The 12,156-nt window shown below is 61.7% G+C and carries 10 protein-coding genes; 5 read left to right on the forward strand and 5 right to left on the reverse strand.

Translation table 11 applies throughout. The features are described 5' to 3' along the window. Positions 1-140 precede the first annotated feature (140 nt). On the reverse strand, positions 141-506 hold the full coding sequence (locus G1C98_RS08910; RefSeq protein ID WP_169080851.1) for a type II toxin-antitoxin system YafQ family toxin: 366 nt from the start codon (positions 504-506) through the stop codon (positions 141-143). Continuing rightward, positions 496-810, reverse strand: a complete 315-nt coding sequence (locus G1C98_RS08915) for a type II toxin-antitoxin system Phd/YefM family antitoxin (RefSeq protein WP_169080852.1) — start codon at positions 808-810, stop codon at positions 496-498. Before G1C98_RS08915 ends, G1C98_RS08910 begins: the two co-directional genes overlap by 11 nt. Before the next feature lie 224 nt (positions 811-1,034). Between G1C98_RS08915 and rsmI the strand changes: the two genes are divergently transcribed. After that, positions 1,035-1,961, forward strand: coding sequence for a 16S rRNA (cytidine(1402)-2'-O)-methyltransferase (gene rsmI, locus G1C98_RS08920; protein WP_240944996.1), 927 nt, complete (start codon positions 1,035-1,037; stop codon positions 1,959-1,961). Positions 1,962-1,984: 23 nt separating this feature from the next. On the opposite strand, the gene G1C98_RS08925 is transcribed toward rsmI, so the two are convergent. Both G1C98_RS08925 and G1C98_RS08930 read right to left on the reverse strand, forming a co-directional pair. Continuing rightward, the gene (locus G1C98_RS08925; protein WP_205831963.1) at positions 1,985-2,269 is read right to left on the reverse strand and encodes a variant leucine-rich repeat-containing protein; all 285 of its coding nucleotides are present in this window, start codon (positions 2,267-2,269) and stop codon (positions 1,985-1,987) included. A gap of 89 nt (positions 2,270-2,358) precedes the next feature. Continuing rightward, on the reverse strand, positions 2,359-3,114 hold the full coding sequence (locus G1C98_RS08930; RefSeq protein WP_169080853.1) for a hypothetical protein: 756 nt from the start codon (positions 3,112-3,114) through the stop codon (positions 2,359-2,361). Between the two features lie 264 nt (positions 3,115-3,378). On the opposite strand from G1C98_RS08930, the gene metG reads away from it, so the two are divergent. Beyond that, positions 3,379-5,241 (forward strand): methionine--tRNA ligase, encoded by a 1,863-nt coding sequence (gene metG, locus G1C98_RS08935; RefSeq protein ID WP_169080854.1) that lies wholly within the window; start codon positions 3,379-3,381, stop codon positions 5,239-5,241. 450 nt (positions 5,242-5,691) lie between these two features. Then, the gene (locus tag G1C98_RS08940; protein WP_169080855.1) at positions 5,692-6,465 is read left to right on the forward strand and encodes a LytR/AlgR family response regulator transcription factor; all 774 of its coding nucleotides are present in this window, start codon (positions 5,692-5,694) and stop codon (positions 6,463-6,465) included. A 44-nt stretch (positions 6,466-6,509) separates the two neighbouring features. Here the strand turns inward: G1C98_RS08940 and G1C98_RS08945 are convergent, their stop codons facing one another. Next, entirely contained in the window at positions 6,510-7,472 is a 963-nt protein-coding gene (locus G1C98_RS08945; protein ID WP_169080856.1) for a metallophosphoesterase, read from the reverse strand. Positions 7,473-8,108: 636 nt separating this feature from the next. Here G1C98_RS08945 and gdhA point away from each other — a divergent pair. After that, positions 8,109-9,455, forward strand: a complete 1,347-nt coding sequence (gene gdhA / locus G1C98_RS08950; protein ID WP_003825256.1) for an NADP-specific glutamate dehydrogenase — start codon at positions 8,109-8,111, stop codon at positions 9,453-9,455. Positions 9,456-9,993: 538 nt separating this feature from the next. Further along, entirely contained in the window at positions 9,994-12,132 is a 2,139-nt protein-coding gene (locus tag G1C98_RS08955) for a serine/threonine-protein kinase (RefSeq protein WP_169080912.1), read from the forward strand. Positions 12,133-12,156: the final 24 nt, after the last annotated feature.

The following is a 12,156-nucleotide window of genomic DNA, read 5'->3' on the forward strand; positions in this document are numbered from 1 at the left end:
CGGAATTCCACCTCCGGAAGGCTTTTTTCTTTGTCTGCCGCCTGGTCCATCGGCTGCCTGTGGAATCGGCGCAGCTCATCCATTCTGGCGGAATTCACCAGGATGCGGGAAAGACGGAAGGCACCTCGAACAACTCGGTCTTACTTCAGGGATTCCAACAGTTCACGCGCCTCCGCCAAGTATTCCCTCACATCTCGTTTTCCAATCCTGTTCGAGAACAACGTGTCATGCGATGCGAGACGTACCGCCACCACTGCCACGGAATCGCTGTCTGCCATGTAGACAAGAAGCACATCCGCGCTCACGTGAAGCTCGCGGAACCCCCGCCATTGGCCGACGAGAGCATGATCGCGGTATTTGGTGGCCAAGGTGTCCCCGTCCGCGTCGGAAAGCGCTTCGAGGGCACTTCTCACAAGTGCGGGATCGAAATGCTTTTTCAGCAGACTCCGGTAATCCTTGGCGAAGCGTTTGGTGACATGAATCGTTCTTTTCCCGCTATTCGCCATTGTTCAGGTACTCCATAACGTCGTCCACGGAGTCGGAGCTGAAGACGTATTCGCCTGCCGTGGCCTCGCGCCGGGCCTCCTCGTTGATGAGTTCCTCCACCAGCATGCCGAGTTCCTCGACGCGGCGGTCGGCTTCCTGCTGCCGTTCGTAGTCGGCAGGGCTGATGACGAAGTAGGCTGGCCGGTTGTTCTTCAGCACAGTCACGGGTGTGTTGTCCTTGACTTTGGCGAATGTGGCGGATGCCTTGCCGTGGTTGAAATCGCTGATTGATACCAGAGTGTCCAGCGGCGCTGTTGCAGTCATGGCTTCTCCTTGTTTCACGAACAGATGGTATTACAATTATAATACTTTTGCCTTGCGAGATGAAACCCATCAAGAGGAACAAGACCCCACGCTCGCAGACACATGTATCGACAAGCGTTACTCATATTCCACCCGCCCAGACCATGCCCACCCATACCCGACCTGCATCCGGCCTGTATCCGCCCCAAAGCCGGTTGTGCGGGGCGTGGGCGATACTGGAAGGCATGACTGAAGAGCAAGGCACGCATGTGGATACGAATGTGATGGTTCCTGAGGGCACGGTGGTGCTGGCCGCGACCCCGATCGGCAATATGGGAGATGCTTCCGACCGCCTCAAGGCGCTGCTGGAGCACGCCGACATCGTGGCGGCGGAGGACACCCGCCGTCTGTACGATCTGGCGAACCGTCTCGGCGTGCACGTGAACGGCCGCGTGGTCGCCTACCATGACCACAACGAGCGTGAGAAGGCCGACGGTCTGCTCGACAATGTGGAGACGGGTTCGACCGTGCTGGTGGTTTCGGACGCGGGCATGCCCACCATCAACGATCCCGGCTTGGCCATCGTGCGCCGCGCCATCGAACGCGATCTGCCTGTCACCTGCGCACCCGGCCCCAGCGCCGTGCTCGACGCACTGTGTCTGTCCGGCCTGCCCACCGACCGCTTCTGCTACGAGGGGTTCCTGCCACGCAAGCATTCCGAACGCATGCAGCATCTGCGCATGCTCAAATCCGAACCCCGCACCATCGTGTTCTACGAGACGCTGCACCGTATCGCCGACTCCATGGACGACCTGTTGGAATCCTTCGGCCCGGACCGCCGCATGGCGTTGTGCCGCGAACTCACCAAGGACTATGAGCAGATCCGCCGCGGCACCATCGCCGAGATCCACGACAGCGTGGTGAACGATCCGCCGCGCGGCGAAATGGTGCTTGTCATCGAAGGCGCGTCCGACGAGGAGATCAACGCGAACGCGCCCAGCGTGCTCAGCACCGAGGATCTGGCCCGCCTGTCCATCGACAAGGCGGAGCAGGAGGGTCTGCGCATCAAGGAGGCCATCACCCAGGTGGTCGCCGAGCACCCGCTGCCAGACGGCTCCCTGCCGAACCGCAAGCAGGTGTATGCGGCCGCTTTGGAGATCAAGGGCCGGTAGAAGCGAACAACGGCGGCGAGCGCCTAGCCATATTCCGATTCCAACGCATCCAGGGAATCGAACAGCACATTCAGCGCACGCCGCACGCCGGGGCCGCCGGCCTGCGACACGTATTCTAGGAGCCGTGCGTCCGCATTCGGATTGATCACCAGCCATTGCCGCAGCTCCGGTTCCTCGCGGGCGATACGCCACAGTATCTCCGCCTCCGTTCCCGGATCGGCGGCGAGCGCCGGCGTCAGCACCAACGGTGGTGCCGGCGGTTCCAGTACGTCCGTCTGCGTCGAGGGTTCGGGACGGCTTGCGTCCAATTGTTCCAGTCTGCGTACCTGGCGTAGGGAGCGCAGACGCCTTTTGCCTCTTCGTACCGTTCCCCTCTTCGCCTTCCCCTTCCTTATCGCTATCGTTCCTGTTCCCATGATTCCCCTCCACGGAATCCCCTATGCCGCAGCTCCCCGTTCTGCAATTCCGCCGCCTGTTCCTGTGCTTCGTGTTCCTTCGGCGGCACGGTTCGATGCCACAGCGCATCCGTATCGAAACCGTTATTGGTACCGGCATCTGCACCCGTACCAGCACTAACGCCCGCCACAGCACCAGCGCCGCCGGCACCAACCGGCCTCCCCCGCACCTTGGCATGGTTGCGTTCCTCGTAATACATGCGCGCGGTGTTGAGAAAAGCCTTGGCGTGCGGCATCGTGCCGATGCACGGGTTCATGTCGAGAATGTCGTGGCATTCCTCCGGCGTGAAGCAGTAGGCGTGCATAAGGTCGGCCACACGATCCGCGAATATCGCCGTTCCCGGCCGCCTGTTGGCCATGGTCGCGATATCGCAGGCGGTTCGCGGCGGACTGGTGATGTTGAGATCGCCGAGCCGCACCACATGCTCCCGTTCGACCCTTCGCGCGAAGGCGCATATGGGCCTGCTGTGCCGCGTGGTCCGGTAATGGGAGCCGGACAACACATCCACGGTTTCGGGGAACATGCCGCCCATCCAGACCCACAGCGCGGTGCGCATGCACGCCACGGTGGAGGACGGGATGATGTTGTGGACGATGAGCGCCCTGCCGTACAGCGAATCCGCATGTTCGGACCAATACCCGCTATGCCCGTCCAGGGAGCATACCGAACCGACCCGCGAAAGCCTGTGCAGACTCATGGGGCCGGGCAGTTCGTGCGTATGCAGTAACGGCGGGACTATCGGTCTTGCCCGCGGCCTGTGGTCGCGTTGGCGTGAAGTGAAACTGTTCATGCGCAGACCGTAGAACGAGCCGACAGCCGGACGCAACAGCCTGCGTGCGGCCGGTGGATATGTGGATACCTTCGCCCATACGACCGGTGAAATGTGCGCGCGCATGTGGATAATTTTGCGTTGTCCACATTCACGTTCCGGTGTCCCCGCCGCGCCGGATAATCGGGCATTATGAGTCATATTTTGGTGAATGTTGCATGGCCGTACGCGAACGGCCCGCGTCACATCGGTCATGTCGCCGGATTCGGCGTTCCGTCCGACGTGTACGCACGATACGAACGTATGAAGGGCAATGACGTGCTGATGGTCTCGGGTACCGACGAGCACGGCACCCCGATCCTGGTGGAGGCGGACAAGGAGGGCGTAAGCGCCCAGGAGCTCGCCAACCGCTACAACCGCGTGATCGCCAAGGATCTGTGCGATCTGGGCCTGAGCTACGATCTGTTCACGCGCACCACCACCGGCAACCACGAGAAGGTCGTGCAGGAGCTGTTCACGCAGTGCCTGAAGAACGGCTACATCTACAAGGGCACCCAGAAGGTCGCCATCTCCCCGTCCACCGGCCGCACCCTGCCGGACCGTTACATCGAGGGCACCTGCCCGATCTGCGGCGCCGACGGCGCCCGCGGCGACCAGTGCGACGCCTGCGGCAACGAACTCGACCCGGACGAGCTGATCAACCCGGTCTCCAAGATCAACGGCGAGACCCCGCGCTTCGAGGAGACCGAGCACTTCTTCCTCGACCTGCCGGCGCTGGCTGAGGCGAACCTGGCGTGGCTCAAGACCCGCGAAGGCTGGCGTACCAACGTCATCAACTTCTCTATCGGCCTGTTCAAGGAAGTCAAGCCGCGCGCCATCACGCGCGATATCGACTGGGGCATCCCGGTGCCGGTCAAGGATTGGATCGACAACCCGAACAAGAAGCTGTACGTGTGGTTCGACGCCGTGATCGGATACCTGTCCGCATCCATCGAATGGGCCCGCCGCAAGGGCGACCCGGAGGCATGGCGCGCCTGGTGGAACGACCCGACCACCCCGGGCTACTACTTCATGGGCAAGGACAACATCACGTTCCACTCCCAGATCTGGCCTTCCGAGATGCTGGCCTACAACGGCCAGGGCTCCAAGGGCGGCGAGACCGGCAAGCTCGGCCCGCTGAACCTGCCGGAGCAGGTCGTGGCCAGCGAGTTCATGACCATGGAAGGCAAGAAGTTCTCGTCCTCCCGCGGCATCGTCATCTACGTGAAGGACATCCTGTCGCGCTACCCGGTTGACGCCGTGCGCTACTACATCTCCATCGCCGGACCGGAAAGCTCCGACTCCGACTTCACGTGGGCCGAGTTCGTGCGCCACAACAACGAGGAGCTCGCCTCCTCCTGGGGCAACCTGGTCAACCGCGTGGCCAACCTGATCGCCAAGAACTTCGGCGAGATTCCGGCGGCCGACGAGAACGAGATGACCGACGAGGATCGTGCGCTGCTGGCCGAGACCAACGAGGCCTTCGCCACCGCGGGCAACTTCATCGAGAACCACCGTCAGAAGGCGGCCCTGCTGGAAGCCATGCGCGTCGTCGGCGACATCAACAAGTACATCTCCGCCACCGAACCGTGGAAGATCAAGGACAATCCGGCTCGCCTCGGCACCGTGCTGCACGTGGCCGCACAGGCCGTGTCCGACGCGAACCACCTGCTCGCACCGTTCCTGCCTCACGCCTCGCAGAAGGTGTGGGAGGCTCTGGGCGGCAAGGGCACGTTCTCGCCGCTGCCGCACATCGAAGAGGTCGAGGATCTTGACAAGCCAGGCTTCATGTACCCGATCATCACCGGCGACTACAAGCTGGGCGTGAACGTGCACCCGTGGAAGAGCGAACCGATCGAGGTCGGCGCCCCCGTGGCCAAGCCGACGCCGATCTTCGCGAAGATCCCGGTCGAAGCCGTGCAGGAAGAGCTCGACCGTTTCGACGCCGAGCTCAAGGCCCGCAAGGAGGCCGAGGCGCAGCGTCTGGCCGCCGAAAAGGCAAAGCTCGCGGAATGACGGTTCGCGTCACGTCGTAACGACGTGACGGCATAATCGCCGCATCGCAATCGGAAAGCCCCGGTTCCACTGGCAATCGCCGGTGAAGCCGGGGGCTTTTTGCATTCTGTCTCTCATATCCGGCCGTATCCAATCCCCCTACACCGCTCCCGTTTCCGCCTGAACGTTCACTTGCAGCCACCTCGCCAACCCCCGAAACGCGCCACCGCACATCATCCGTTCAGGAAATCTTCACACTTCTTCATCGAAACTGACAAGAATCCTTGCATTTTTGCCACGAACTGCGTGTCACACAGTCAAACCAAGTACCCTTTCCGCGGAAACATTGCTAGAAGGGGCGGTGGCTCCACGAAGTCAGGGGTGATCCGATTGCCGGAGAACGCCATACCGATGCATATCGGCAAGAACGTGCAGGGGGAACATATGTACCGCATTGCTGTAGTAGATGACATGCCGGCACAATGCAAGGCGCTGGCGGACTCGCTTCAGGAAATCTGCGACTCCCCGGACGACGGCTACGACGCCGACATCCAGCAGTTCAACGCCATCGCCGACTTCGAACAGGCCCTCGGCACACTGCGGGAGCACGGCGAGACCTTCGACATCGTCTTCATGGACATCCTGCTCTCCGCACCATCCGCAGACAACGCCGGCGAGCACACCGAAAACGGCATCGACGTGACATCACGACTGTTCGATTCCCACCCATCGGAACCCTCAGATGACCAAGACGATTTCGTCCTGCCCACACAGGTGGTCTACGTGACCGGTCACGCCGAATTCTGCACCAAGGTATACGACACCGATCACGTCTCGTTCCTGCTGAAACCGGTGAAGACCGATGAGCTGCGCAACGCGTTGAGGAAGGCCGTGGACCGTTGCGAGGAGTACCGTTCCAGCCCGATCTGCGTGCACAACGGGAAGATGGAGTACGTGGTCTGGCCGCGCCATATCCAGTACATGGAACGCGCGAACCGCACCCTCTACATCCACTACGACGACGGCAGGGTGCTGCGTTCCTATCTCAAGCTGCGCTCGCTCGAGCCGATGATGCCCAGCTATCTCATCAGATGCCACGCCAGCTATATGGTGAACCTGTACTCTGTCACGGCGTTCGCGGGAACGGATTTCGTCATGTGTGACGGCACGCGCATACCCGTCAGCCAGCGTCGCAAGCACAAGACCGAACTGAGCTTCAAGCGTTTCGCTCGCACCGTGCGCTGACCAGGCCGATACGGGCCGGGACGCTAGGCGACGAGCACTGCCGGTCAGACGCTGACGCGCCAGGCATCGCCGCTGGCCTTGTCGTAGAACAGGAATGAACTGTCGCCTATAGGCGCACCATTCCTCATCAACGAATGCGTATCCGCATACCATAGGCGCGCCCGCGAGCGCTTACCGTGAGCGCCGGTGCCGGGCGCGCATCGGCGTGACAGTACCGTGTAGACCGGTGTATGCCCGACAATCTGATTGAAGCCTTGTAATGGATCGTTGGCCAGTTCGTTCATGCCGGCCCAACAGGGTGAAGGGACACTTCCCGCCCAACCGCCGCGTTCTGGACCGACCATGAGTCCGAGGGATCTGATTCCATCACCGATATGGCCATGCGAGAACGCGTTGACCATATCGGCAAGTTCGACGGCGGAAGGATTAGCCGGAATCGATTCCCCAGCCTGTACGAGTTCATTACACATCCATGCGAACCATTGAGCGGTGATGCCTGCATGCGAAGCGAGCACCTCGTGGCCCGCCTTGTCTGTGAATCCAAACATGATCTGCGGCTTCATATCCAACAGCAGCGGGTGTACGTCCGGCCATGAACCGTAGTGGAATCCCGGGCACGTATTGGTGAATGCACGGAAGTCCCGTGTACCTGATTCCACGTAATACGCCAGATCATGATTACCGAGCAATACGATCACCTTGCGGTGACGGCGCTGCTTGCGGACCCATTCGGCAAGCATCTCGAATGCGGCCGCTTCCCCTTCCGCGGTGACGGTCCATTCATTGAGCAGATCCCCGAGCAACACTATGGTCCCTGCGTCCACACGGTTGGCGGCCTCTTCGATCATCGGACACAACCGCGACCCCTTGTTATGGATGTCACCGGTGAACAACATACGATCGTCGCGCGAGCCGGCACTACCCAGCCCACTGCGCCACCGTTTGGCCGGAACGGCTTGTTCCGGCAGGTTGGCCGATTCGACGTTCCGCATCTCCCGCTCCGTCATATCCCCTCCATTTGCTTCGCTGGGCGTGCTTCATTGGCGTCACCCACCACTGTATAGCAATTTCTGTGGGGTTGATGACAACTTGTGCGGGGCTAGTGACAACTGCTGCGGGGTTAGTGACAACTTCCGCGACGAAGGTGACATATGCTGTCACTTTGCCCGCAGAACGTGTCACTAACCCCGCAGTTATTCGGTGTGCAACAGGCGAGCGCACGGCTAACCGCCCCATTCCTCCCCTTGGTCACAGCCCCATTACATTTCTTTCAGGGAATTGACAGGAACACGCATCCTTCCCCCAAGGAACGCGCGGTTATATAGAAGACGTCAGCAGAACACAACAACGCAGACGAGGTTCCTCCCGAACCCCATAATTTAATCCTTTCTTCTCTCTCTTCTCTCTTGCCCGGCGGCTTTCCCTCCGCCGGGTTCTCTTTTTTTCGGCGACTTTTCAGTATCTTTCCGCTATCTTTCCGCCGGCATCCCGCATCAATCCGCGCTTCCCCGCACCGCCGCGACCGCGCGCAAACCGTGCCATGCCGCCATCGCCAGCATTTGGTCAGGGTCTTGTGGGCGCATATCCCCCGCGCCTACAATCAAAACCGTCTATTAAGACCGACCCAAAGAGGAGTTTCAATTATGCTCACCAACGAATACGTCAAGCGCGTGTATGCCCAGGTGGAGAAGCGTGACGGCGACCAGCCCGAGTTCCTGCAGGCTGTCTCCGAGGTCTTCGAAAGCCTCCAGCCCGTGGTTGAGAAGCACCCGGAATATGAGAAGGCAGGCGTGCTGGAACGTATCGTCGAGCCGGAGCGCGTGGTGAAGTTCCGCGTCGCTTGGACCGATGACGAGGGCAAGGTCCAGGTGAACCGCGGCTACCGCATCCAGTTCAACTCCGCGATCGGACCGTACAAGGGCGGCCTGCGCTTCCACCCGACCGTGAACGAGGGCGTCATCAAGTTCCTCGGCTTCGAGCAGATCCTCAAGAACTCCCTGACCACGCTGCCGATGGGCGGCGGCAAGGGCGGCTCCGACTTCGACCCGAAGGGCAAGTCCGACGCCGAGGTCATGCGCTTCTGTCAGGCCTTCATGACCGAGCTGTGCCGCCACATCGGCCAGTTCACCGACGTTCCCGCAGGCGATATCAACGTCGGCGCCCGTGAGATCGGCTACCTGTTCGGCCAGTACAAGCGCATCCGCGACGAGTACTCCGGCGTGCTGACCGGCAAGGGTCTTGAGTTCGGCGGCTCCCTGGCCCGCACCGAGGCCACCGGCTACGGCCTGTGCTACTACACCCAGGAGGCGCTGCGCGTCCTGAAGAACGATTCCTTCGAAGGCAAGACCGTGGTCATCTCCGGCTCCGGCAACGTCGCCATCTTCGCCACCGAAAAGGCCCAGGCCCTCGGCGCGAAGGTCGTCACCGCCTCCGATTCCAACGGCTACGTGTACGATCCGGACGGCATCAAGCTCGATATCGTCAAGGACATCAAGCTGGGCCACCGCGGCCGCATCAAGGAATACGCCGAGCGTGTTCCGGGCGCCGAATACCACGAGGGCTGCAAGGGCGTGTGGACCGTGCCGTGCGACATTGCGCTGCCGTGCGCCACGCAGAACGAGATCGACGGCGAATCCGCCAAGGCCCTGGTCGCCAACGGCTGCAAGGTCGTGTGCGAAGGCGCCAACATGCCGTCCACTCCGGAAGCCATCACCGTGTACCAGGAGAACGGCCTGCTGTACGGCCCGGCAAAGGCCGCCAACGCAGGTGGCGTGGCCGTGTCCGGCCTGGAGATGAGCCAGAACAGCTACCGTCTGAGCTGGACCTTCGAAGAAGTGGACAACAAGCTCAAGTCCATCATGGAGAACATCGTCGCCAACTCCCTGGCCGCCGCCAAGGAATACGGCCACGAGGGCGATCTGATGCTCGGCGCCAACGCCGCCGGCTTCGTCAAGGTCGCCAACGCCATGGTCGCCCAGGGCGTGCTGTGATTGGCTGAATACTGAATACTGATTCGGCTTGCTGAGCCGGTTCGCGTCAACTCAAGTATTTCTCCGAGTACCCGAGTTGATGCGGACCGGCTTTTTGCTGCCCGTTCATCACCCCGCGTGTCCGATTCTCCAGAAACGGACATCCGTGCCATCCCTCAACCACCTCGAATGTCAGATTCGGCCAAATCGGACAAACATCAGTACAGCAAGGCCGCAGGAAACGAGTTTGTCGGCAAAACGGACCCGCTTGAGCCCACGCTTCACTTTTCCAATCCTTGTAGCGGATTTGATGGAATCATCGCATAGTGCTCATTACCAGCCCCTGGAACCTTGACGACAGTGAATCAGCTAATGTAGCTGTACTTAACTTAAGTACAGCTACATTAGCGTCCCGTTTCACAGGCCACCCGGAACAAATATGCCGGCCGGGTGCGTTTCCTCAGCGCCAACGAGCTGTACGGCCACGGCGATTAATGCCGGAAAACGCAGTGCGTTCCCGCCGGGGCCGCCCACCGCATAAGACTGGAGGGCATATAGACTGGTGGCCATGAGCGAAATAAGCGCGTTGAATCTTGAATCCGGCGATGTGGTGGGCGGATACACCCTGATATCCCGTCTCGGGTCGGGTGCCATGGGTTCGGTATGGCGGGTGCATGATGACGGCGGCCATATCTATGCGATGAAGATCCTGCGCGACTCCCTGTCCGACGAAAGCGATTCGCGCGATGCGCGCGACCCGAATCTCAAGGAGAATGTTCCCGCGCGCGAGCGCCTGCGTCGCGAGGCTCTGGCCTTGCAGAAGATCCATAATCCGGGCGTGTGCGGCATTGTCGACATGGAGTTGGACGATGCGGTGGCGTTCATTGTCACCGAGCTGATCGAGGGCAAGAATCTCAAGGAGGATGTCGCCGCGAACGGCCCGTATGTGGGCAATGATCTGGAGCGCTTGGCGCGCAAGCTGATCGAGGCGGTGAGCGCGGTGCATGCGGCAGGCATCATCCACCGCGATATCAAACCGACCAATGTGATGATCTCGGCCACGGGGCCGGTGCTGGTCGATTTCGGCATTGCCATGGGCGAGAACGAGAGCCATGTGACCCGTACCGGTCTGGTCATGGGCACGCCGGGCTTCATCGCGCCGGAGATCATCGATGGCGCGGATTCCAATGAGACGACCGACTGGTGGTCCACCGCGTCGGTGCTGGCGTTTGCCGCTACGGGGTCGCCGGTGTTCGGCACGAAGCCGATGATGGCAGTACTGGAGCGTGCCGCGTCGGGCAATGCGAATCTTGCCGGTTTGCCACCCAATACGCTGGCAGCGTTCCGCAGTGCGCTGAATCCTGATCCTCGTAAGCGCTGCACGTCCGATCAGCTGTTGCATGCCATTGCGTTGGATGCGTTGAATCCATTCGCCTGGCAGACGTCGGGTTCCGATGATCTGTTCGATTCGACCAATGGCGCGGACGCTTCGGAGGTGGTGCGCCCTTTTGACGTGCCGCTCCCCGAGGGCATGCGTGCGCCTGCATCGCAGGCCGGGCGGACCGGACAGACCGGGCAGGTCGGACAGAACAGGCAATCCGGGCAGGCAGGCGACACTACACCACGACGCTCGGCGGCGTTGAACCGGCTTGCGCAGCGTAATCAGCCGGGTAATCTGCGTGCCGATTGGGATACTGTCGACGCCGACGCCGATGGCGCGGACCCTGGGTTCGTCGCCGCCACCATGGCGCTGTCGCCCGGGCAGTGCACTGTGCCGCTTCCCAGCGACCATATGGGCCCGGAACAGGCGACCCGGCCGCTGACTTCCGCGACGGCGGGCGACGCCGCTTCCACACGCGTAATGCCTGCGATGACGACGCCGATCGAAACCGCGCGGACCGCGGTCATGCCGGGTTTGGCGCAGCGGATGGGCCAGGGTCAGCAGACGCCACGGCAGGCAGCACAGCAGGCAACGCAGCGGATGCCGCGATACGCGCAACCGGCCCGGACTGGAGCTTGGCCTGGAGTCCGCCCCGCTCCCCCGGCAGCGCAGCAGCAGCCGTTCCCACGTCCGATGGCGCAGGCACCGCAACCGATGCCGCAAACACAGCAGCCGCAGTATCAGGCCAATCCGGCCGATATCAAGCGCGGCCGCTACCTTGCCCGCAGCACGGTTCCGCTGGTGTTCGCGGCCGTCATTCCGGCGGTCGCCGCCCTGTTCACTCCGCTTGCGGGCCCTGCGGCGGCGCTGCTGCTGTTCTGGGTGCTGCTGACGGTGGGGTTCAGCACCGAATCCCAGCTGGAGCGTGAGGGTAAGCGCGGCGGCAGGCGCAAGGGGTCGGATACGGCCGTGCGCATACTGCAGCTGCCTTGGCATCTGGTGCGCGCGGCCTGCCATGCTCTGCTTCGCACCGTGCTGTTCATGCTGATCGATGTCATCGTGATCGTCATCGCGGTGCTGGCGCTGCACCTGCCTTGGCAGATGGTGTTCATCGGCGACATTTGGCCGCATCAGCTTCCCTACCTGGTCGACGGGCCCTTCACGCTTACCGGCCTGACTGTGGCGTGCGCGGCTGCGGGAACGTGGATGTTGACGGCGTTCTGGCCCAAGGCGCCGATACTCCGTCTTGGCGCAGGCGTACTGACCGGCGGACGTGCAGGACGCGATGTCCCCTCGCCTGCAATACAATCAAGCTGAATTACGCTCCGATGCCTGGCATCG

Origin of the sequence: Bifidobacterium erythrocebi, from assembly GCF_012932675.1 — a bacterium.
Lineage (GTDB): Bacteria > Actinomycetota > Actinomycetes > Actinomycetales > Bifidobacteriaceae > Bifidobacterium > Bifidobacterium erythrocebi.

What these genes read in the sequence shown, in the direction of transcription:
- G1C98_RS08910 (WP_169080851.1), bottom strand. Translation starts at nt 506, where the DNA reads ATGGCGAATAGCGGGAAAAGAACGATTCATGTCACCAAACGCTTCGCC.
- G1C98_RS08915 (WP_169080852.1), bottom strand. Translation starts at nt 810, where the DNA reads ATGACTGCAACAGCGCCGCTGGACACTCTGGTATCAATCAGCGATTTC.
- rsmI (WP_240944996.1), top strand. Translation starts at nt 1,035, where the DNA reads ATGACTGAAGAGCAAGGCACGCATGTGGATACGAATGTGATGGTTCCT.
- G1C98_RS08930 (WP_169080853.1), bottom strand. Translation starts at nt 3,114, where the DNA reads ATGAGTCTGCACAGGCTTTCGCGGGTCGGTTCGGTATGCTCCCTGGAC.
- metG (WP_169080854.1), top strand. Translation starts at nt 3,379, where the DNA reads ATGAGTCATATTTTGGTGAATGTTGCATGGCCGTACGCGAACGGCCCG.
- G1C98_RS08940 (WP_169080855.1), top strand. Translation starts at nt 5,692, where the DNA reads ATGCCGGCACAATGCAAGGCGCTGGCGGACTCGCTTCAGGAAATCTGC.
- G1C98_RS08945 (WP_169080856.1), bottom strand. Translation starts at nt 7,472, where the DNA reads ATGACGGAGCGGGAGATGCGGAACGTCGAATCGGCCAACCTGCCGGAA.
- gdhA (WP_003825256.1), top strand. Translation starts at nt 8,109, where the DNA reads ATGCTCACCAACGAATACGTCAAGCGCGTGTATGCCCAGGTGGAGAAG.